Origin of the sequence: Mangrovibacter sp. MFB070 (assembly GCF_000705335.1) — a bacterium.
Lineage (GTDB): Bacteria > Pseudomonadota > Gammaproteobacteria > Enterobacterales > Enterobacteriaceae > Mangrovibacter > Mangrovibacter plantisponsor.
On sequence record NZ_JJMI01000025.1, the window covers coordinates 380,330 to 403,233 of the forward strand.

General features: G+C 49.8%; 19 protein-coding genes and 1 other annotated feature. Of the genes, 8 read left to right on the forward strand and 11 right to left on the reverse strand.

The window, feature by feature from the left end:
- The first annotated feature begins 172 nt into the window (after positions 1-172).
- Together ybaK and DT73_RS13990 are read left to right on the forward strand one after the other, a co-directional pair.
- A complete protein-coding gene (gene ybaK, locus DT73_RS13985) occupies positions 173-652 on the forward strand; it encodes a Cys-tRNA(Pro)/Cys-tRNA(Cys) deacylase YbaK (RefSeq protein ID WP_036109980.1) in 480 nt (159 codons plus the stop codon).
- A 107-nt stretch (positions 653-759) separates the two neighbouring features.
- Entirely contained in the window at positions 760-1,989 is a 1,230-nt protein-coding gene (locus tag DT73_RS13990; protein WP_036109982.1) for an MFS transporter, read from the forward strand.
- 244 nt (positions 1,990-2,233) lie between these two features.
- On the opposite strand, the gene DT73_RS13995 is transcribed toward DT73_RS13990, so the two are convergent.
- From DT73_RS13995 to DT73_RS14035, 9 genes are all read right to left on the reverse strand, one after another.
- Positions 2,234-3,538, reverse strand: coding sequence for an inosine/guanosine kinase (locus DT73_RS13995; protein WP_036109986.1), 1,305 nt, complete (start codon positions 3,536-3,538; stop codon positions 2,234-2,236).
- A gap of 63 nt (positions 3,539-3,601) precedes the next feature.
- The gene (hemH, locus tag DT73_RS14000) at positions 3,602-4,564 is read right to left on the reverse strand and encodes a ferrochelatase (RefSeq protein ID WP_036110789.1); all 963 of its coding nucleotides are present in this window, start codon (positions 4,562-4,564) and stop codon (positions 3,602-3,604) included.
- 140 nt (positions 4,565-4,704) lie between these two features.
- Positions 4,705-5,349, reverse strand: a complete 645-nt coding sequence (adk, locus tag DT73_RS14005; protein ID WP_036109989.1) for an adenylate kinase — start codon at positions 5,347-5,349, stop codon at positions 4,705-4,707.
- A gap of 193 nt (positions 5,350-5,542) precedes the next feature.
- Positions 5,543-7,417, reverse strand: coding sequence for a molecular chaperone HtpG (htpG, locus tag DT73_RS14010; RefSeq protein ID WP_036109991.1), 1,875 nt, complete (start codon positions 7,415-7,417; stop codon positions 5,543-5,545).
- Between the two features lie 115 nt (positions 7,418-7,532).
- On the reverse strand, positions 7,533-8,138 hold the full coding sequence (gene recR, locus DT73_RS14015; protein ID WP_036109994.1) for a recombination mediator RecR: 606 nt from the start codon (positions 8,136-8,138) through the stop codon (positions 7,533-7,535).
- Positions 8,138-8,467: a YbaB/EbfC family nucleoid-associated protein gene (locus tag DT73_RS14020; RefSeq protein ID WP_036109998.1), complete on the reverse strand. Its 330-nt coding sequence runs from the start codon at positions 8,465-8,467 to the stop codon at positions 8,138-8,140. The genes recR and DT73_RS14020 overlap by 1 nt, the downstream gene beginning before the upstream one ends.
- An 82-nt stretch (positions 8,468-8,549) precedes the next feature.
- Positions 8,550-10,517 carry a DNA polymerase III subunit gamma/tau gene (gene dnaX / locus DT73_RS14025; protein WP_036110001.1) on the reverse strand — a complete coding sequence of 656 codons (1,968 nt, stop codon included), beginning with the start codon at positions 10,515-10,517 and terminating at the stop codon, positions 8,550-8,552.
- Positions 9,153-9,217 (reverse strand) — a sequence feature (DnaX frameshifting element). Its footprint overlaps the gene before it by 65 nt.
- Positions 10,518-10,607: 90 nt before the next feature.
- Positions 10,608-11,159, reverse strand: coding sequence for an adenine phosphoribosyltransferase (gene apt / locus DT73_RS14030; protein ID WP_036110004.1), 552 nt, complete (start codon positions 11,157-11,159; stop codon positions 10,608-10,610).
- Between the two features lie 146 nt (positions 11,160-11,305).
- Positions 11,306-11,683, reverse strand: a complete 378-nt coding sequence (locus DT73_RS14035; protein ID WP_036110007.1) for a DUF454 family protein — start codon at positions 11,681-11,683, stop codon at positions 11,306-11,308.
- Positions 11,684-11,733: 50 nt separating this feature from the next.
- Between DT73_RS14035 and priC the strand changes: the two genes are divergently transcribed.
- Positions 11,734-12,261: a primosomal replication protein PriC gene (gene priC / locus DT73_RS14040; RefSeq protein ID WP_036110010.1), complete on the forward strand. Its 528-nt coding sequence runs from the start codon at positions 11,734-11,736 to the stop codon at positions 12,259-12,261.
- Positions 12,262-12,329: 68 nt separating this feature from the next.
- Positions 12,330-12,476 (forward strand): pleiotropic regulatory protein RsmS, encoded by a 147-nt coding sequence (gene rsmS, locus DT73_RS25595; RefSeq protein WP_072006964.1) that lies wholly within the window; start codon positions 12,330-12,332, stop codon positions 12,474-12,476.
- Between the two features lie 33 nt (positions 12,477-12,509).
- Here the strand turns inward: rsmS and mscK are convergent, their stop codons facing one another.
- A complete protein-coding gene (gene mscK, locus DT73_RS14045; RefSeq protein ID WP_036110025.1) occupies positions 12,510-15,869 on the reverse strand; it encodes a mechanosensitive channel MscK in 3,360 nt (1,119 codons plus the stop codon).
- A 209-nt stretch (positions 15,870-16,078) separates the two neighbouring features.
- Positions 16,079-16,726, reverse strand: coding sequence for a multidrug efflux transporter transcriptional repressor AcrR (acrR, locus tag DT73_RS14050; protein ID WP_036110028.1), 648 nt, complete (start codon positions 16,724-16,726; stop codon positions 16,079-16,081).
- Positions 16,727-16,875: 149 nt separating this feature from the next.
- On the opposite strand from acrR, the gene DT73_RS14055 reads away from it, so the two are divergent.
- The 4 genes from DT73_RS14055 (at position 16,876) to DT73_RS14070 (ending at position 22,763) form a co-directional block, all read left to right on the forward strand.
- Positions 16,876-18,060: an efflux RND transporter periplasmic adaptor subunit gene (locus tag DT73_RS14055; RefSeq protein WP_036110031.1), complete on the forward strand. Its 1,185-nt coding sequence runs from the start codon at positions 16,876-16,878 to the stop codon at positions 18,058-18,060.
- 33 nt (positions 18,061-18,093) lie between these two features.
- Entirely contained in the window at positions 18,094-21,243 is a 3,150-nt protein-coding gene (gene acrB / locus DT73_RS14060; RefSeq protein ID WP_036110035.1) for a multidrug efflux RND transporter permease subunit AcrB, read from the forward strand.
- An 898-nt stretch (positions 21,244-22,141) separates the two neighbouring features.
- Positions 22,142-22,516, forward strand: coding sequence for an Hha toxicity modulator TomB (gene tomB / locus DT73_RS14065; protein ID WP_036110039.1), 375 nt, complete (start codon positions 22,142-22,144; stop codon positions 22,514-22,516).
- A 25-nt stretch (positions 22,517-22,541) separates the two neighbouring features.
- The gene (locus DT73_RS14070; RefSeq protein WP_036110043.1) at positions 22,542-22,763 is read left to right on the forward strand and encodes an HHA domain-containing protein; all 222 of its coding nucleotides are present in this window, start codon (positions 22,542-22,544) and stop codon (positions 22,761-22,763) included.
- Positions 22,764-22,904 lie beyond the last annotated feature (141 nt).

The window sequence follows — 22,904 nt, forward strand, 5'->3', positions numbered from 1 at the left end:
CGTCAAAGAGGAATTCAAATAGTTATTTTTATGATGAGCCCAGGGCTCATATCAGAATTGTCTCGCAGCACGAGCATAATGGCTACGGTTGTTTAGCAATCTGGTACTATTTTTTTTCCCGTCCCCATGTTTATTATCCCTGTAGTTCACTACTAACCAGACGAAACGCCTTATGACTCCGGCAATTAAACTACTCGAAAAAAACAAAATAACTTTCACTCTTCACAGTTATGACCATGACCCGAATGAGACCAACTTTGGTGATGAAGTGGTACGCAAACTGGGTCTTGATGCCCGTCAGGTTTATAAAACGTTACTGGTTGCACTGAACGGCGACATGAAACATCTGGCGGTAGCAGTAACACCGGTCTCCGGGCAACTTGACCTGAAAAAAGTCGCCAAAGCGCTGGGTAGCAAAAAAGTCGAAATGGCCGACCCAATGGTGGCGCAGCGTGTCACCGGGTATTTGGTTGGCGGAATAAGCCCTTTGGGGCAGAAAAAACGCCTGCCAACGGTGATTGATGCGCCTGCCAACACCTTTGCGACGATGTACATTTCCGGGGGTAAGCGTGGGCTGGATATTGAACTGGCGCCGGCAGACCTGGCTAAATTACTGGATGCAACCTTTGCTGATATCGCGAAAGTCGATTAAACCGCGATTGCAGTAATCAGTGACTTTTAGAGGTAGCTGTTAGCCTGATAATTATTTCATCATCAGGTGAAATCAGCTACACTCTGCTTCTTTTCTCTTCACTTGTTATGGTTTTGTTACTCATGAGCCACAACCCTCAGGTGTTACCGGCAACTCCCCAGAATAATGCGAAAGCACGTACTTCATTTAGGATCCTTGGCGCTATCAGCCTTTCGCATCTGCTTAACGACATGATTCAGTCGTTAATTCTGGCTATCTACCCGTTATTACAAAACGAATTTTCCCTCAGTTTTGTGCAAATTGGCCTGATTACACTGGCCTTTCAGTTAGCTTCTTCATTGCTACAACCGGTAGTGGGTTATCTTACCGATAAATACCCCATGCCCTGGTCTCTGCCTGTTGGGATGTGTTTCACTTTATGTGGGCTGGTATTACTGGCACTTGCTGGCAGTTTTTACACGGTTTTGCTGGCTGCGGTGCTGGTGGGTACGGGGTCATCAGTTTTCCATCCTGAGTCATCCCGTGTGGCGCGCATGGCTTCTGGTGGGCGTCATGGGCTGGCACAGTCGCTGTTCCAGGTTGGCGGTAATTTTGGCAGCTCACTGGGGCCATTACTGGCAGCGATTCTGATTGCCCCTTATGGTAAAGGCAATGTGGCGTGGTTTGTGCTGGCAGCATTACTGGCAATCATTGTACTGATTCAAATCAGCCGGTGGTATGCCCAGCAACAACGTACAGCTAAACAGCGCCCCAAAGTACACATCACCAGTACCCTGCCGCGTAATAAAGTTATCCTGGCGGTCTGTGTACTGCTGTTGCTGATTTTTTCTAAGTACTTTTACCTTGCCAGTATCAGCAGTTACTTCACTTTTTATTTGATGGATAAATTCGGCCTGTCAGTTCAAAGCGCTCAGTTGCACCTCTTTGCATTCCTGTTTGCGGTAGCCGCCGGTACAGTAATTGGCGGGCCGGTAGGCGATAAAATTGGCCGTAAATATGTGATTTGGGGTTCGATACTGGGGGTGGCGCCATTCACCCTGCTGTTGCCCTGGGTTTCATTATTCTGGACCGGCGTTCTGGTCATGATTATCGGCTTTATTCTGGCTTCAGCGTTTTCGGCAATTCTGGTGTATGCCCAGGAGTTATTACCCGGGCGCATCGGTGTGGTTTCCGGGCTGTTCTTCGGGTTTGCATTTGGTATGGGCGGGCTGGGAGCGGCGGTTCTGGGGATTGTGGCGGACCACACCAGCATAGAGCTGGTTTATAAAATATGCGCTTATTTACCACTGATTGGGATTATCACGGTTTTCCTGCCTGATAACCGTGAAAAAAAGTAAAAAACAGCAAGATAATTATTAATCAGGAAGAGCCAATATCAGGTTTTTCCTGATATAAAAAAGATAACTTAGTAATACAGGCAATTAAGTATCAGAAAAATATCAAACCTCAAAAACAGACCAATAACTTATCTATTTTTTGGCAAATGCAGGGTGAGTAATTGGTCTGGTGGTTATTATTTAACACCACAGTTACATTCTGATAAAAGCCTGGCTCCGGCCAGGCTGTACTGACAAAAACGATTTACCGCTCCCAGTATGCTTCTTCCAGGCTGTCTTCCCGCTCCGGCAAACCCCGCGTCAGGCGTGGAGAGTGCTGGTTGAGCACCTGGTAGCTGACCCGGTTGGCATATTTACACACCTGCGCCAGTGAGGAATAAGTCAGCCAGGCGCGGCTGTGTTTACTGGAATTGGGTACTTGTTGGCGGTGGTAGTTATTGGCAGTAATATCGTGCAACAAGGCTGCCAGCGCGCCATCTCCGGCACCATTGGTATTCATGATTTTTTCTGGCCCCCCCATATAAGGTGCAATATGGGAGAAAACCCGTACTGGAGAAACACAATCGTTCTGGCGCATTGCCCGGCTGAATTCGTACTGGTTAAATTCGGCTATCGCGCCCGGTAACAGCGGGTGCTGAGTTTTACGTTTGTTGTCATCTTCGGTGTAACCTGCCATGAACAGGCCAACTGGCCCGGCAGTACACAACACCAGGTCCACCCAGTCGAGCGCGCGGTTTGCTGCCAGCAGTGGGTCACGCTCGCCAGTCAGTGCTTCACCCTCTTCTTCATTCATTGCCAGGATGTCGACATTGTCGCGCAGAAAATCCTGCCACCACTGTGCCTGTTCAGTAATGACATACTTGGTTCCAAGGGTAATCACTACCGGGACATTATGTTTTTTGGCGTAAGCAATAGCCTGCATAGTGGCATCGCGCATAGGTTCATCTGGCGCACAGCGCACCAGGTAGGCCGACAACACCAGTGCCGAGGCCCCGGCGATTACCGCTTCAGGGATACTTTCCGGGCGCAGGTGGTTCATCATGCCAGGGCTGATGGCAAATGTCCGTTCGCCATTGTCGCTTATCAGCGTAAAACAGCGCCCGATGGCACCATCCACCCCTTGCAGATAATTCAGGTCTGTTCGGCTGGATGTATTACACAAGTAACGGTATGCGTAACTGCCGGGCGTAATGGAACTGCACATCACCCCTAACAAGACCGAGCGGTCATCAGCCAGTACTGAGTGGTTATGCATCGTGTTGCCAATCGTCCCACCAGCAAATTGATGAGTGATTAACTGATTCTGGGTAAGCTCCTGGTACAACGCTTCCGCTTTGGCATCATCAATCACCAGCGAGTGGCCCTGGCTCAGGCCATAGCGGGTAATGAAGTCATCATCAACCCGGGCTTCAATATCGACCAGTGTCTGGTCAATACCGACAATCCAGGCGTTTGTCTGGTCGCTTTCAGTTTTAACCTGAGCCAGTAACGGATCACGGGCACTGACGGGAAAATAGTGTTTGGATTTACGTTTACCAGGAAATTTCATCGTGTTTTTGCGGGGGAGAGAAAACAAGCCGGAAGTTTAGCACACCCGGCCCGTTTTCTGCGATCACCGATAATGCGCGGTGAGGGCCGACATCATAGTGATATGCGCGGCATCATCATTCAGTGCCGGAATATAGTGGTATGTTTCTCCACCCGCTTCCAGGAAGATTTCACGGTTCTGAACAGCCACTTCTTCGAGCGTTTCCAGACAGTCAGCAGCAAACCCCGGGCACATGACCTGGATATTCTTCACGCCTTTTTTCCCCAGTTCTTTCAGGGTTTCATCTGTATACGGAGTGAGCCATGGCTCGCGCCCAAAGCGCGACTGGTAAGTCATCATGACTTTTTCTGGAGCAATGCCAAGTGCAGAAACCAGTGCCCGGGTTGTGTCACGGCAGCGTTGCGGGTAGGTATCGCCCTGGCTTGCATAACGTTGTGGGATGCCATGGTAAGACAGTAACAGCAGTTCAGGTTCACCAAACTCGGCAAAACTGGCTTTCACCTTCCCGACCAGTGCGGAAATATACTGGGTATCATCCGCGTAATCACGAATAAAGCTGACGGCAGGAATTGACCGTTTGGTGGCGAGAATACGTGCCAGCTCATCCCAAACAGCAGCGACAGTCGAACAAGAATATTGTGGGTAAAGTGGCAGCACAATCAGGTGATCAACCCCCTGAGCCAGCAGGCTGTCAACGGCATCACACATAGCGGGCTTGCCGTAGCTCATTCCCAGCGCAACAGGTGTGTCAGGTAATTGTGCCTGCAGTGCCTGAGCCTGGCGCTTACTGTAAACCATCAGCGGCGAGCCTTCTTCCATCCAGACCGACTGGTACAGCTTTGCCACCCGTGGCGAACGCACAGGCAGAATCACGCCTCGCAGCAGAGGCCACCACAACCAGCGTGGGGTATCCACCACCCGGCGGTCGCTCAAAAACTGGCGTAAATAACGTTTAACAGCGGCAGGGGTTGGGGCATCCGGTGTGCCTAAATTAACCAGTAAAATACCTGTTTTTTGCTGAGTCATTTCCATCTCTCTTACGACTAACGGCCTGATAATTGTAACCGAATGCCGTGTTTTGGAAACCAATCACAGTAACAGGGTAAAACTCGCAGATAAAGCACTGAGGGAAAAGTGCCAGCCCGGACAGGCTGGCAGCAGAATACTTAACCGAGGATGCGTTCCAGTTCAGCACGCACATCGTTCACGGACTGGGTACCGTCGACTTTGGCATAACGGGTATTACCAGACTCGGCTTCTTTGCTGTAATAACCAATCAGCGGCGCAGTCATTTGGTGGTATTCCACCAGGCGTTTACGTACGGTGTCTTCCTGGTCATCTTTACGGATGGTCAGATCTTCGCCAGTCACGTCATCTTTCCCTTCCACTTTCGGCGGATTGAATTTCACGTGATAAACGCGGCCAGAAGCGGCATGAACACGACGACCAATAATACGGTCAATGATAAGCTCATCCGGTACGTCGAATTCCAGAACATAATCAACGTTGATACCGGCTTCTTTCATGGCATCAGCCTGAGGAATTGTGCGCGGGAAACCGTCTAACAGGAAACCATTATGGCAGTCTTCCTGAGCAATGCGTTCTTTAACCAGTGCAATTACCAGTTCGTCAGTGACCAGCTTGCCTGCGTCCATCAAGTCTTTTGCTTGTTTACCAAGGGCTGAGCCGGATTTTACTGCGGCACGTAACATGTCGCCGGTAGAAATTTGTGGGATCCCGTACTTCTCCATAATGAATTGAGCCTGAGTTCCCTTACCAGCGCCAGGGGCGCCGAGCAGAATAATACGCATTGCGTAATTCCTCTTACGAATGGATTTTAATACATCAAAATGAGGCGAAAACCATACCACTAAGGCTGCATCACCACAAGAAAGCCAGCGCTACGGAAGCGATTCCGCCAGCGAATAACCTTAAAAAAAGAAAAGATATGAACGCCTGCAGAAAAAATACCGCCCGGCCAGGACTGGCAGAGCGGTATTGATATCAGGAAACCAGTAACTGGTTCATACGGCGGATGAACTGGTTCGGATCTTCCAGCGTGCCACGTTCAGCGAACATAGCCTGGTCGAGCAACAATTCAACCCACTCTTTGAAAGCGTCTTCTGAAGCAGTATCTGAAGCACGTTTAACCAGTGCATGGTCCGGGTTAAGTTCGAAAATGTATTTCACTTCCGGCACTTTCTGGCCCGCAGCGGCAAACAGTTTTGCCATCTGGGTGCTCATTTCGTCGTTATCGGTTGTGACAATAGCTGGCGTATCGGTCAGGCGGTGAGTCAGGCGCACATCTTTAACACGTTCACCCAACAGCGCTTTTACGCGATCAACAAACGGCTCAAGGGCTTTTTCAGCTTCTTTGGTTTGCTCATCAACTTCATCTGCCAGTTTATCCAGCGACTCATCAGCTTTTGCAACAGACTGGAAGGATTTGCCATCGAACTCCGTCAGGTAGCTCATCATCCACTCATCTACACGGTCTGAAAGCAGCAACACTTCAATGCCTTTCTTGCGCAGCAGTTCCAGATGCGGGCTGCTTTTCGCGGCAGCATAGCTGTCTGCGGTGATGTAGTAGATTTTATCCTGGCCTTCTTTCATCCGGCTAACATAGTCTTCCAGAGCAATGTTTTGTACCGAAGAGTCGTTATGTGTTGAAGCAAAGCGCAGCAGTTTGGCAATAGCCTGCTGGTTCGCCTGGTCTTCTGCCGGGCCTTCTTTCAGTACCAGGCCAAACTGTTCCCAGAATGTCTGGTATTTTTCGCTCTCATTTTTCGCCATTTTCTCCAGCATTTGCAGCACACGTTTTGTCAGTGCGTTGCGCAGGTTGCGGGTAATGGCGCTGTCCTGGAGGATCTCACGAGAAACGTTCAGTGGCAGGTCGCTGGAGTCTATCAGGCCGCGCACAAAGCGCAGATAATTCGGCATGAACTGTTCAGCATCGTCCATGATAAACACGCGCTGAACATACAATTTCAGGCCATGTTTGTGGTCACGGTTCCACATATCCCACGGAGCCTGTGAAGGGATATATAACAGGCTGGTGTATTCCTGCTTACCTTCAACGCGGTTATGGCTCCAGGCCAGCGGGTCAGTGAAGTCATGGGCGATGTGCTTATAAAACTCAGTGTATTCTTCGTCTTTTATTTCCGCGCGGTTGCGCGTCCACAGCGCCTGTGCTTTGTTGATCTTTTCCCAGGAAACAACGGTTTCGCCGTCTTTCTCTTCCTGTTGTTCAATTTCTACCGGCAGCGCGATGTGGTCGGAATATTTGCTGATAACCGAACGAATACGCCAGTTATCCAGAAACTCATCTTCGCCTTCACGCAAATGCAGCGTGATTTCAGTACCGCGGTCGGCTTTTTCAACATCGGCGACAGTGTATTCACCTTCACCAGCAGATTCCCAGAAAACTGCTTCACTGGCAGCAGCACCAGCCGCGCGCGTGCGCACTGTTACTTTATCGGCCACGATAAAAGCAGAATAGAAACCAACACCGAACTGGCCGATTAACTGGCTGTCCTGCGCCTGGTCTGAGCCCATGGATTCCAGAAATGCCTTAGTACCGGATTTAGCAATCGTCCCGAGGTGGTCAATAACCTCATCGCGGCTCATACCAATGCCGTTATCTGAAATAGTGATGGTTCTTTTTTCTTTGTCGCAGGAAACTCGCACACGCAGTTCGCCATCACCTTCATAAAGTTCTGGTTTGGAGAGTGCGCGAAAACGCAGTTTGTCTGCGGCATCGGATGCGTTGGAGATCAATTCACGCAGGAAAATTTCTTTATTTGAATAAAGAGAATGGATCATCAGGTGCAGAAGTTGTTTTACTTCCGACTGAAAGCCACGGGTCTCTTGTCCTTTCATGGTTGTGATACCTCAACAGTTCAGGCAACAAAATAAACAATTTGTGTTGAGGGAGGAGATGGGGACGGGGAAACAAGATTTCAAGCAGAAACCCTGAAACAGGGCTTCTGTTTGGTTAAAAGCTAATCTTTTGGCGGCCAATCAGAGAGTGCGACAGCGTTGTGCCATCCACCATTTCCAGTTCACCACCCACCGGTACACCATGGGCGATACGGCTGGCTTCAACACCATATTGCCCACACAGGCCGGCAATATAGTTGGCGGTTGCTTCCCCTTCCACTGTTGGGTTAGTGGCAAGAATAACTTCTGTTATTTTTTCTGACTCCAGGCGTGCTTCGAGCCTGTCCAGACCAATGTCATTCGGGCCAATGCCATCCAGCGGAGACAAATGCCCCATCAAGACAAAATAACGGCCGGAAAACTGCCCGGTTTGCTCGATAGCGTAGATATCAGCCGGGCTTTCAACGACACAAATCTGGCCATTTTCCTGGCGACGAGGGTTGGTGCAAATTGGGCAGACCTCCTGCTCGGTAAAGGTCCGGCAATCAGCACAGTGACCAATTTCCGACATCGCCCGTGTCAGTGCCTGCGCCAGGCGCATTCCCCCGCTGCGGTCACGCTGCAACAGCGTATAGGCCATACGCTGAGCAGACTTTGGCCCCACGCCAGGAAGGCACCGAAGTGCCTCCATTAACTGCGTTAACAGTGGGCTGGTTTGCATCAGAACGGCATCTTAAAGCCAGGCGGCAGTTGCATACCAGAAGATACAGACGCCATTTTTTCTTTCTGGTTTTCTTCCACCCGACGTGCGGCGTCGTTGAATGCTGCAGCAACCAGGTCTTCCAGCATGTCTTTGTCGTCTTCCAGCAGGCTTGGGTCGATTTCAACACGGCGGCAGTTATGTGCACCATTAATGGTCACTTTTACCAGGCCGGCACCGGATTCACCGGTCACTTCCATGCTGGCGATCTCTTCCTGCACTTTTTGCATTTTTTCCTGCATTTGCTGGGCTTGCTTCATCAGATTGCCCAGACCACCTTTACCGAACATACGCTTCTCTCTATAGGCTGTGGCCGCAAGCCGCCATGCGGTTTACGGCAGTTAAGGTTGACTTATGCAGGCATCCTGCACATCAAATGGGGCGGATACTATCTTCATCAAGATCGGCATCGAAGAAACGCCGAAGTGTCTGGATATTATTATCCGCCAGAATCGCCTCGCGCGCCTGGGCCAGTTTTTCTTCATAAATGGCCTGGCGCCACTCCAGTGGCGTCCGTTGCGCGAGATTATCATCTTCTGTAATGGTCAATTCAATGGGTTGACCAGTAAGAACCTGCATTGCCTGCTGCAGGCTTTGCTGGGCAGACGCTGAATTCAGGTGACGCTGGCCCGGTCGCAGGTGCAACAAAACCTGATTGCCGTCCTGCTCGCGCCATGCATTCAACGCCAGTTGCTGAACCAGTTTCGGCACATTAAGTTGTTGCACTTGTGCCGCCCATTCATCGCGCTCTACTGCTTCTTGCGCAAGCTTTACAGCCAGCTCTGGCGTTTTCTCATGCTCAAGAGCACTACGCAATGCTTTTGGTGTCGCAACGGGTTCAACTGCTGCTTCTGGCACACTTTGCGCTTTCCAGCGATATGCTTCTTCTTTGGCCGGTTTCGCCGCTGCATTTTCTGCTGCGGGGCGAGCCTGTACACGATCCGTCACTGCAGCCAGCCGCTCAAGGGCTGACGTGTTCACCGGCCGCGCTCTGCCTGACGCTGCCGGTTCACGCTTTTTTGACGGGTTATCTCCCTGCTGGCGTTGCAACTGATTGCGTGCCTGTAACACCTGGCTGACAGCACTGGAAACCTGCCCACTGGCAGGATCAGGCGCTGGCGGCACGGGTGCCTGGGGTTGAACTGGCGGCACAGAAGCCCCGGCAGGTGAAACCGGCCGGGCTGGCTCAGTTTGTGGGTAGTGGCTCAACGCCTGGCCTGGCTGCCCTGAGGGTTCAGGCTGCGCGACTGGTGCCTGAGGGTGAAATGCCAGGGCCCGCAGCAGCGCCATTTCAACGCCCATCCGGCGGTCTGGCGCCCAGGGCAGTTCTTTACGCCCAATCAGCAATGTTTGGTAATAAAGCTGCACATCACCTGGTGGTATCTGGCGAGCCAGTTCGCGCAGGCGCTGCTCCTCGGCATCGTTTTCCAGAGGCGGCACTGAAGGAGAAAGCTGCAACATGGCAATACGGTGCAAGTGGCTAAGCATATCCACCAGTAACGCTTCCCACTCTACGCCGCGGGCTCCTGCTTCTGCCACCTGGCTCATCACTCGTTGCCCGTCTGCCTGTAATAAGGCATCGAGTAAATTCAGCGCCTGGAAATCATCCAGTGTGCCCAGCATAGAGCTGACAGCAAGTGTGGTGACTTTACCCTCGCCACTGGCAATTGCCTGATCTGTCAGGCTCAGTGCATCACGCAGGCTACCATCTGCTGCGCGGGATAACAGCTGTAATGCGCGGTTTTCAAATTCCACCTGCTCAGCTGTAAGAATTCGCTCAAGCTGATGGCGGATCTGTTCAACATCCAGCGCTTTAAGGTGAAATTGCAAACAGCGGGACAGAATCGTCACCGGCAATTTTTGCGGGTCAGTGGTTGCCAGCAAAAACTTCACATGCGGTGGTGGCTCTTCCAGCGTTTTCAGCAACGCATTAAAACTGTGGCGGGAAAGCATGTGCACTTCGTCTATCAGGTAGACTTTGAAGCGACCACGCGTTGGGGCGTACTGAACGTTGTCCAGCAGGTCTCGTGTATCTTCAACTTTGGTGCGGGATGCGGCGTCAATCTCAATCAGGTCGACAAACCGCCCTTGCTCTATTTCCCGGCAGTTTTCGCAGACACCACAAGGTGTTGCCGTAATACCTTTTTCGCAATTCAGCCCCTTCGCCAGCAGGCGGGCAATAGAGGTTTTCCCCACGCCTCGCGTGCCCGAAAACAGCCAGGCGTGATGAATACGGCCCAATGACAGACCATTGGCCAGCGCAGTCAGGACATGCTCCTGACCCACCACATCAGCAAATGTTTGGGGGCGCCATTTACGCGCCAGTACCTGGTAACTCATCAGAGATAGGCTCGACTTCGCGGGAAGGTGAATTCAGGTTGGATAATGTAACATAAGCCCCGCCGAATGAGCGAGGCTCCGTCTCACGAATTAGTGCCCCGGGAAAGGCACCAGGCTAAATGAGGTCACGCCAACATCAGCAAGGCGTTGTTCCCCACCTAAATCAAACAGGTTAATAATAAACGCGGCATCAGTTACTTCACCGCCAAGCTGGCGAATCAGTTTTACTGTGGCATCAATAGTGCCGCCGGTTGCCAGCAAGTCATCAACCACCAGCACACGGTCGCCCGCTTTGATTGCATCAGTGTGGATTTCCAGCTTGTCAGTGCCGTATTCCAGCTCATAGGTTTCACTGAGGGTTTTACGTGGCAATTTTCCAGGCTTACGCACAGGAACAAACCCAACCCCCAGGCCCAGTGCTACAGGCGCACCAAACAAAAAGCCACGGGCTTCGGTCCCAACGACCTTGGTAATACCGGCCTGTTTGAAACGCTCAACAATCAGATCAATGCTGAGGGCAAAAGCTTTCGGATCTTCCAGCAAACTGGTGACATCACGGAACAGAATCCCCGGTTTTGGATAATCCTGAATGCTTTTAATGCTGTTTTTAAGATATTCAAGCTGCTGCGCAGTTGCGGTCATAGGTAGTTGCCTATAAAAACGGTGTTACTCACAGAACGCAAACAGGCTGATGCCTGGCTGGTTACACAATAGCCAGCGCGCCCTGTGCTCGAAAACGCTCGAATTTACTGTCTGCGGGGCGTAATTGCAACTCCTGCGACAGGCGTTTAGCTTTTTTGTTGTTTTTCATCAACAACAGGGATACGGGCGAGAAAAATAAAAAGCAGCAGCATCACCACTACTAATATTCCTCTTACCCACCAAAGCTTAACCACCCACAGCGAAATGGCAAACGTCACAGCAACCAGCGCGATAGCCCGCGGCTTTGCACCCGGCGGCATGGCCCGGTATTGCTGCCAGTGGCGTAAATAGCTGCCAAACCAGGAACGGTACAGCAGCCAGTGATGAAACCGGGGAGACGAGCGGGCAAAACACCAGGCAGCCAGAAGTACAAAAGGCGTGGTTGGCAACAACGGCAATACGACACCCAACACAGCAAGTGCTACCGATAACCAGCCGGACATGATTAAAATAAGCCTCAACATGTTCAACCTTTCCTTCTGCGCAGTGGCGTTTGTAGAGGGCCGGAGAATTTATGAAACAGGACGCCCTGCTCCGCCAGCTTGAAGACCAGTTTGCCGGGTTAGCCCGCCACCTGGCACCGTTGGCCACACACCGTTCATTGTCTGCCCGCTTTGATAAGCAGTTGTTCTTAACCAGAAGTACACAAATAAGTGATTATCTGGGCGAAGCGCAAGAAAATTTACGCCATTTGCGCACTGTTGCACAGGAAGGGAATGTGGTTCAAACCGCCTGGATTGCCGAACGGTTAGTTGCCCAGATTGCGGCATTGCAACGCGAAGCGGCAACCTGGCCTTTACGCCAGTACGATACCGCTCACAAAGGTGCGGGCGCACTGCGTAACAGTCTTCTTAAACACCAGGACTACGAAAAACGCCTGGTCGAAATGCTGCAGGCACGCGAAACTCAGTTAAACCGCACCACTTTGCTCACCGAACAACAACAATTATTGCGGGAAAAAACGGCGCTGGAAGGCAGGCTTGCCCGCTGCCGCACCGCACTTGAACGTATTGAAGATGCGCTGGACCGCGTTGTTCGTTAACACATTTACATTTATTGCACACAGATTAACGGTGCCGGGTTAACCGGGCCTGAACATCGGGAGATAACATGTCACTGGAAACTGCCCCTGACGATGTCAAACTGGCTGTCGATTTAATTATGCTGCTGGAAGAGAGCGGGGTAGCGCCACAAGTGGTGCTTTCTGCACTGGAAATGGTACGCAAAGATTTTGAACGCAAAGCGCAGGAAGCATAAGCCCCCTGCGCATCAAGGTACCAGGTACCTGCGTTAGTCGGCCAGTTTCGGTGTGGCGTTACCCGCTGCGTTATTTTCAATAGTACGGCTGACTTCCGTTACTGTATCGCCGCTATTGTTATACAAGTGAACATCTAACTGGTTGAAGGCTATTTCTATTCCATTTTCACGGCACAGCCTGTCAATAGCCCGGTTCAGTTCGTCTACGGTATAACTACGATCACGTAATTCGCGCACATACAGGCGCAATTCGTGATCCAGCGTGCTGGCACCAAAGGTCGTGAAGAAGACCGAAGGCTCCGGATCACGCATGACTTTAGGATGCTCCATTGCCGCCTGTAATAACACCGCTTTCACTTTATCAAGATCCGATCCATAAGCTACACCCAGGCTTATCACCACACGGGTAATGGTATCTGACAATGACCAGTTGATAAGCCGCTCGGTGACAAACGCTTTATTGGGGATGATCACTTCTTTACGATCAAAATCCGTAATAGTAGTGGCACGAATGCGGATCTTACTCACTGAGCCGGAAAACGATCCAATCGTAATGGTATCGCCAATACGTACCGGTCGTTCAAACAGGATTATCAGGCCAGACACAAAGTTACCGAAGATCTCCTGTAAACCAAAACCGAGGCCAACGGACAATGCCGCCGCCAGCCATTGCAGTTTGTCCCAGGATACGCCCAGCGCACCAAACACGGCCATGGTACCCACCGCGATTATCACGTAATTCAAAATGGTGGTAATAGCGTAGGAAGAGCCCTGGCGCATATTCAACCGCGACAGCACCAGCACTTCCAGTAAACCCGGTAAGTTGCGAATTAACGCCCAGGCCACCACTGTGGCAATGACCGCAAACAACAGACTGCCCAGGGTAACATTTCTGATAACCGCACTACCTGCCTCTGTGCCACTGGAGTGCCACAAAACAATGCTGTCCAGATAAGCAAAGACGGTAATTAAGTCTGACCAAATCATCCAGAAGAACAGCCCAAACAACGCAAACATCAACAATGTTGTGATACGCAATGTCTGCTGGTTAATTTGGTCCAGACCCAGCGGTGGCTCTTCAACAGGTTCCGCGCCTTCCGCCCCTTCTTTCACCATATTCTGGCGGCGCGCCAGTGCACGCCGGTAGGCAATACGCCGCGCGGCCACACTCAGCCCACGCAGCACTGTCTGGTAAAGTAAGTTCCACAAAATGACCAGATAGACGGTATCAATCCAGCGGTTAGCCAGACGCAGTGTGGTATAGAAATAGCCCATCACTGTCAGTACCAGTAACCCGATTGGCACCAGAGCCAGTATGGATACAGTAATCAGCCTTATTGAGTGCGATTCTTTATCGCGCCAGCTGTCACGGCACATCGGCCAGACCAGCCCGGCAATCAGCAGTAAATTAAGCAGAATGATGGACTGCCCAAGGACGTCATCCATCAAATGCAGTGGAGACAACTCACCCACCACTGACCAGAACAGTAAAGGCAGTAAAGCAATGCTGATACGAATTATCTGGCGGCGATAATGGCTGGTAAGGTTTACCGGCATCATAAAGTGTTTTACTGCTACACCATCTGTATCCAGAATGCGCCAGCTCAGGCCAAAGACCAGCAAATAAACCGCCAGCTCTTTACTGAAGCTCCATATCAGCTCACTGATATTGAGTTGTAAAAACAGGATGCACCAGCCACAGGCAATGATAACCAGGCATAAAGGCAGTGCCTTGAACAAGGTAAGCAGTATGGCTTTGGGAGTATGCAACTGGCTGTCGTTACGCAGTTGGCCAACGTTGGCGCTTAGTTTTGCCAGGGTGTTATTCACCCAGCGGAAACGCCAGCGAATAATCCCTGCCAGTAACAACCATGGAAGGCTGGCAAGCAATGCAACCAGAGCAGTGGTAAGGCTCCAGTTGTTTGCAGTAATTTTCATCTGGCCAAGTTGCGTTTTGAGTGCTTCAGGGAAAGCAGTCACCCAACTCCAGTTCATGGGCTTATTACTGTTCACCCAAAAGATCTGCTGCGTTACCGTTTTCTGCAGGCGAGAAGATACGCTCATCAGTTGTTGCTGATTTATTTGCAATGCAATCGCCATCATCAACTGGTTACCCAGTTGTTTATTTAGCTGATCCAGCAAATCTTTACGGGAATCCAGAACCTGATTCAGTGCGTCATTAACTTCATCGCTTACTTCATCTTTATGGCCAGCTTCAATTGTCGCAATATAGTTATCGCTTTGCATCAGCGCATCACGCTTCTGGCCAACATCAAACTGCTCAAGGCGCAAGTCGGCAATCTGGTTGGTCATATCTTCAAGGTCATCGGCCCGCGGCAGAGACTGTTGCTGCTGATACAGAATACGCGAGAGCAACAAACTCCCTTTCAGCATGGCAATTTGCTCTTTCAGGTTGTGTTCAGCCTGAACAGCACGGTCGAGCCAGTTTTTCACCCGAATATTTTGCTGGACCAGTTCGTTACCATCCTGGGTTGCTTTGATTAACCGGTCACTCAGTTGGCGGTTAATTGCCAGCTCTTGTTTTACCAACGGGTTGTTCTGAATGGCACTGGCTTCGTCCGTCGTGGCCGCTTCCTGAGCGGTTTGCTCAGTGAGTGACAGGCGTTTATGGCTGATTGCGGTCTGAATCAGTTGCAGGTCGTGCTCAAGCTTATTGATATACTGCGTGTTGTAATCACGCTGCTTTTGCAATGAATCCTGCAGAACCGTATTGCCAGACAGACTTTTACGCTGCTCATCAATTTGTGCATTTAATAATGCCTGTTGCGCCAGTAGCAGCCCTTGCTGAGTTTGGCGCAGTTGGGTGCCATCCGGGCCATTCCCGCCCAATTCGGCCTGAATTTGCTGTAACTGTTGAGACGCATTAAACAGGGCATTCTGCACCCGCTCAGGCTGGGTCTGTAATGCAACCAACTGGCTGTTAATACTGGATAACTGCGTTTGTGCTGACTGCAGGTTATCCAGCAGGCTCCCCATTTTGCTTTCAAGAGAGCGCATGGAGAGCTTGTCGTAATACTTCGCCTGGTCTTCATCACTGGTGGTATTTGCCAGTGCGGCAAGGGATTCTTCCGCTTTGTTCATTTTGTCCGGCGCCTGGGCAATTTGCTGGCGCAGGTCATCTGAATCCTGTTTCACCTGATCAATCTTCGCCAGGACATCCAGGGTTTTATTCAGGTCAGCAAGACTGAGCTTTTCCTGAGCAGACAAGCTCTTTTGTTTGTTAAGTGTATTAATCTGATTTTGTACATCTGTTTTTGTCGGTACATCACTGCTCGTTTGCGCACTGGCAAACGGCACAATACCGGCAAAAACGCCGCAACAAAGCAAAAGAACAACACAGGCTGCTTTTCTGACAATTCGTGTAAGTTGCATAATTTCTGGATGTGTAATAGATGAAACGTCTGGCGGAATCGCACTCAAGTTTCTATGATAAGACGCGCAGGATAGCACGCCTTCTGCTTATGGAATAGTGAATGCTGCGGTGTTACTGCCAGGCGAAGTCTGAAACTTCACCTGTAGCCGGGTTGCGTCACGAAAAGGTCATAACCCAGGCGTAGCATGCCGAAATTTATGTGAAGAGATCAGTGCTTTTGGGGCTGCGATTGTAAACCTGTACAATGCTGGTACATTTCCAGTAATACATCGACATAGACACGGGCTTCAGCTTTTAAATCAAAGGTTTCCGGTGCAAACAACCAACTTTCCATTAACCCGCACATATAACTACGCATTAAAATAGCGGCGCGCCTGGAGAGTAAGTTTGCTGGCAGTAACCCGGCATCCATGCACTGGATAATTGCGTTTTCAATACGCTCATATTCCTGAACATAGAGTTCGCGTTTCGCCTGATGGGCGTTAAGCATCTCGCCCACAAATTCGCATTTATGGAAAATGATTTCCATCATGGAACGGCGGCGTTCATCTTCAACCGTCGCTTCCAGAAGATAAACCAATAGCTCACGCATTACAGAAAGTGGATCGTCAGGAAATTTTGCCCGATACTCAATTTCTAAGTCATTTATTGTTGAATCGGTTAACGCCCAAATTTCATTAAAAACATCTGACTTATTTTTGAAATGCCAATAAATCGCCCCCCGGGTGACACCAGCCTCTTTGGCTATATCAGAAAGGGATGTTGACGATACGCCGTACTGTGAAAACAAGCGAATTGCTGCATCCAAAATCTGCTGCCGGGTCTCCATCGCTTGTTGTTTGGTTTTTCGTGCCATATGTCGGTGAATTTACAGGGGTAAGACTTACATACATTTTTGAATGTATGTAACATAACATGTTCTAAATAGAAACGCAGCAATGGGATTATGGACAAGCGTTAGCGTTCCATTGATCAACTTTGAAATCGGACACTCGAGGTTTACCTATGAACAAAAACAGAGGGTTAACGCCTCTGGCGATGGTTCTGATGCTTTCAGGCAGCTTAGCGCTTACAGGATGTGACAATAAACAGGATCAGCAACAAGCGGCAGGCGCGCCTGCAGTTGGTGTGGTAACGCTGAAAACTGAACCCTTGCAAATCACAACCGAACTCCCAGGCCGTACCAGTGCGTTCCGGGTTGCTGAAGTTCGCCCACAGGTCAGCGGGATCATCCTTAAGCGTAATTTTGTTGAAGGAAGTGATGTTAAAGCGGGTGAATCGCTTTACCAGATAGACCCAGCGACTTATCAGGCCACTTACGACAGTGCAAAAGGTGATTTAGCCAAAGCAGAAGCTGCGGCCAATATCGCCAGACTGACCTTAAAACGTTACCAGCCTCTGCTGGGTACCAAATATATTAGCCAACAAGACTACGACACAGCACAGTCAACCTTACAACAGGCTAATGCTTCGGTACTGGCAGCTAAAGCCGCTGTGGAAACGGCGCGCATCAACCTGGCCTACACTAAAGTCACCTCACCTATCAGTGGGCGGATTGGGAAATCCTCTGTGACAGAAGGTGCGCTGGTACAAAGTGGGCAAACCACTGCATTGTCAACGGTGCAACAGCTTGACCCTATTTATGTAGATGTCACGCAATCCAGTAACGATTTTCTGCGCCTGAAACAAGAGCTGGAAGACGGTACGCTGAAACAAGAAAACGGCAAAGCAAAAGTCGATCTGACAACAACCGAAGGTTTCACATACCCGCAAAGTGGCACGCTGGAATTCTCTGACGTCACTGTCGACGAAACCACTGGCACCATTACTCTGCGCGCTATCTTCCCTAATCCGGACCACACATTGCTCCCGGGTATGTTTGTTCGCGCACGTCTGGAAGAAGGTGTTCGCCCCGATGCACTGCTTGTTCCGCAACAAGGCGTAACGCATACACCTCGTGGTGATGCTACCGCCATGGTTGTAGATAAAGACAACAAAGTGGAAGTGCGCCAGGTAACAGCAAGCCAGGCTATTGGCGATAAATGGCTCGTTACTAAAGGGCTTCAGGCTGGTGACCGCGTGATTATCGAAGGGCTGCAGAAAGTCAGACCTGGTGCCACTGTGACTGCGCAAGAAGTCACAACTGACGAGAAAGCCAGCGATAAAGCTCAGGGAAAAACGTCAGAATAAATCCGTCTTAACTAAAACAGGAGCCGTTAAGACATGGCTAAGTTTTTTATCGATCGCCCAATTTTTGCCTGGGTAATCGCAATTATCATCATGCTCGCAGGTGCGCTTGCTATCCTGAAACTGCCTATAGCGCAATATCCAACGATTGCGCCTCCGGCGATTCAGGTTACAGCAAGCTACCCGGGTGCGGATGCTAAAACGGTACAGGATACAGTCACTCAGGTCATCGAACAGAATATGAACGGTATCGATGGCCTGATGTATATGTCTTCTACCAGCGATTCCTCTGGTACCGTGCAAATCACCCTGACATTTGATTCTGACACTGACCCGGATATTGCTCAGGTACAGGTGCAGAACAAACTGCAATTGGCAATGCCGCTGCTTCCGCAGGAAGTACAGCAGCAAGGTGTGAGTGTTGAAAAATCGTCCAGTAGCTTCTTGATGGTAATGGCGATGATCAGCACTGATGGCTCAATGACGCAGGATGATATTGCCGACTACGTAGGTTCAAATATTAAGGACCCTATCAGCCGTACTTCTGGCGTGGGTGATGTTCAGTTGTTTGGTGCCCAGTATGCAATGCGTATATGGATGGACCCAAACAAATTGAATAACTTCCAACTCACACCTGTGGATGTTATCAGTGCTATCACCGCACAAAACGCCCAGGTTGCTGCTGGTCAGTTAGGGGGTACACCTCCGGTTAAAGGCCAACAACTCAACGCTTCTATCATTGCGCAAACCCGTCTTAATTCTCCGGAGCAATTCGGTAATATTCTGCTGAAAGTTAATCAGGATGGGTCACAGGTTCGCCTGAAAGATGTGGCAAAAGTTGAGCTGGGTGGTGAAAGCTATGATGTTATCGCCCGCTATAATGGCAAACCAGCCGCTGGTCTGGGGATCAAGCTGGCAACCGGTGCCAACGCACTGGATACAGCTGCGGCCGTTCGCGCCACTATCGATAAACTGCAACCTTTCTTCCCGCACGGGCTGAAAGTGGTTTATCCCTACGATACAACGCCGTTTGTAAAAATCTCCATTAAAGAAGTGGTTAAAACGCTGGTAGAAGCCATTGTGCTGGTGTTCCTGGTTATGTATCTGTTCCTGCAGAACTTCCGGGCGACACTGATTCCTACCATCGCGGTACCTGTCGTCTTGCTGGGGACATTTGCCATTCTTTCCGCTTTCGGCTTCTCGATAAACACACTAACGATGTTCGCCATGGTTCTGGCGATAGGGCTATTGGTGGATGACGCCATCGTCGTGGTGGAGAACGTCGAGCGTGTTATGTCGGAAGAAGGGTTGCCGCCTAAAGAAGCTACAAGACGTTCAATGGAGCAAATACAGGGTGCACTGGTCGGTATTGCACTGGTGCTGTCTGCTGTATTTATTCCGATGGCATTCTTTGGTGGTTCCACCGGTGCCATTTACCGCCAGTTCTCCATCACTATTGTTTCGGCGATGGTTCTGTCGGTTATGGTGGCCATGATCCTGACACCAGCACTGTGTGCCACCATGCTCAAGCCGATTAAAAAAGGCGACCATGGGTCCACAAAAGGTTTCTTCGGCTGGTTCAACAATATGTTCACGAAGAGTACGCACCACTACACCAATAGTGTGGCGAATATTCTTCAGAGCACTGGCCGCTACCTGGTGCTGTATTTAGTGATTGTTGTTGGTATGGCATGGCTGTTCTTGCGCCTGCCCAGTTCATTCCTGCCTGATGAAGATCAGGGGGTATTCCTCACCATGGCGCAATTGCCAGCCGGGGCAACTCAGGAACGAACTCAGAAAGTACTGGATGAAGTCACTAACTACTACCTGACCAAAGAGAAAGACAACGTGAACTCTGTGTTCACGGTGAATGGCTTTGGTTTTGCTGGCCGTGGTCAGAATACCGGTATTGCGTTTGTTTCACTAAAAGACTGGGATGAACGCCCGGGAGAAGCGAATAAAGTTCCTGCAATTACCGCACGAGCCAGTGCTGCGTTTTCGCAGATCAAAGATGCGATGGTCTTCGCGTTTAACCTTCCGGCAATTGTGGAACTGGGGACTGCAACAGGCTTTGACTTCGAACTTATTGACCAGGGTGGCCTGGGGCACGACAAACTCATGCAGGCTCGTAACCAGTTGTTCGGCATGATTGCTCAACACCCGGATACACTGGTTGGTGTGCGCCCTAATGGTCTGGAAGATACGCCGCAGTACAAAATCGACATCGATCAGGAAAAAGCGATGGCGCTTGGGGTAACTATCAGCAACATCAACACCACGCTTGGCGCTGCCTGGGGGGGAAGTTATGTTAACGACTTCATCGACCGCGGGCGCGTGAAGAAAGTGTATGTAATGTCTGATGCCAAATACCGCATGCTGCCCAGTGATTTGAATTACTGGTATGTGCGAGGTAGCGATGGCCAAATGGTGCCATTCTCTGCGTTCGCGACTGCACGCTGGGAATACGGTTCTCCACGCCTGGAACGTTACAATGGTTTGCCTTCAATGGAAATCTTAGGGCAGCCAGCGCCAGGTAAAAGTACCGGTGACGCCATGGCGCTGATGGAGCAACTGGCAAGTAAATTACCTGCTGGTATTGGCTATGACTGGACGGGGATGTCTTACCAGGAACGTCTGTCTGGTAACCAGGCTCCGGCACTGTACGCCATTTCACTGATTGTGGTGTTCCTGTGCCTTGCCGCTCTGTACGAAAGCTGGTCTATACCGTTCTCGGTAATGCTGGTCGTACCGTTGGGGGTTGTCGGTGCGTTGCTTGCAGCTTCTCTCCGTGGCCTGAATAACGACGTTTATTTCCAGGTAGGCTTGCTTACCACTATCGGGGTATCGGCGAGGAACGCCATCCTGATTGTTGAGTTCGCCAAAGACCTTATGGAAAAAGAAGGCAAAGGTCTGGTAGAGGCGACTCTGGATGCAGTTCGTATGCGTCTGCGTCCCATCCTGATGACCTCGCTGGCATTTATCCTCGGGGTTCTGCCATTGGTGTTAAGTTCTGGTGCAGGTTCCGGTGCGCAGAACGCCGTAGGTACCGGGGTATTTGGTGGGATGATTTCTGCCACGCTGCTGGCTATCTACTTTGTTCCCATGTTCTTCGTGGTGGTTCGCCGCCGCTTTAGCCGCAAAGGTGAAGATGTGGAACACCGCCACGAGACACCGCAGTCACACTAGTTACGTACCATGTGTTCGTATCGTTAAAGGCCGCCTTGTGCGGCCTTTATTTTTAACTAACGCCTGCACGTTCTCTGGTATGTCTCAGTACCTGTTCACGCCAGTATTGAGCCGGTTTAAGCCCCCTGCCCCATAAACATAGCCCCAGGTGTTTTACCATTAATGGCTGAATATCCACCAACAGGTCGCGGCTGGCAGACTTGTTATGGTACAGTCAGCCCCCATATTAGTTTGTGAGAAAGCGAATTAGCGGTATTTTTGCGCCATATTTCCCCGGTTGCGTTACTCAATATACGCCTATATTTAACGATATCGGGTGGGGTTGTTGTACAGAGCAAAGCAGTACGCAGGGCTTGATGGTGAGGCCCGAAAGCAGCAAATCAGAGCTATGTGCCGTATTGGTTGTCTGTTTTACTGCTGCCGGCACAATGCACAGTACACAATGCACAGTACACAATGCACAGTAAATGTAGTTACCAGGCATGTTCTCGTGTATCCATTGAGGTGGAATGACGCTAAATAGCCTAATAAGAAAGCACGAAAAACGTAACGTTAAATTGCCATTTGCTTTGGATGAAAAACCAGGATTATTCCGACATTATTTATAATTCACAACAAAAACATAATTACTCAAGATTTAACCTGTATATTGAGTCTGAAAGAATCAGCCACTACCCACTAAGGGTAAGCTGTTTTAAATCATCTGTTTTTCGAGAAAGCAGCGTTACGCAGGGGAATTCTCATTATTTAGAATTTTTCACACTATTAAGATGAAAATTACTTAAGTGTGACTTATAGTTAAATCATTAACCCGGTGATGTAAAACACAAGTGCTCTCTTTTGTCAGCCCCGAAGTATTGTATTTATCAGAAAATTTTCGATAATAAGGGGGTATCATATGGACGAATACTCGCCAAAAAGGCATGATATAGCGCAGCTCAAATTCCTCTGTGAATCACTTTATCATGATTGCCTCTCGAGTCTCGAGGGTAGTACCCAGACCTGGGTTAATGATCCTACATCTCCAGCCAGCCTGCAGATGAACGATCTGATTGAGCACATCGCAACCTTTGCACTTAATTACAAATTAAAGTACGAAGACGATAGTGACTTGATAGAGAAAATAGATGAATATCTGGACGACACTTTTATGTTGTTCAGCAGTTACAGCATTAATGCGAAAGATTTACAGAAGTGGCGCAGAACAGGCCTTAACCTGTTTCGGTGTTTTTCTACGGTGAGTAAAGAAAATCCCGTCAGCCATTCCTGTTAGTATGAATATTTCTTAAGGTAAAGTTATGTCTATCACCAAACCGTTAACAAAAACCGATTATTTGATGCGTTTAAGGCGTTGTCAGACCATCGACACCCTCGAAAGAGTTATTGAAAAAAATAAATATGAACTTTCTGATAGTGAGCTGGCAGTATTTTATTCAGCAGCAGATCATCGCCTTGCAGAACTGACGATGAATAAATTGTACGATAAAATCCCATCTTCAGTATGGAAGTTTGTCCGCTAAGTGACTTTCTGATTCAAACACAATTCTGAACCTGAAGATAACACACTTCTGGTTCTGTTCTGTTATGGTTCAAAAAACCGGTTTCCCGGCGGCGTGGTTACATCCGCATCTCTGCATCGCACTGGCTGTGTGAGGCTGAGT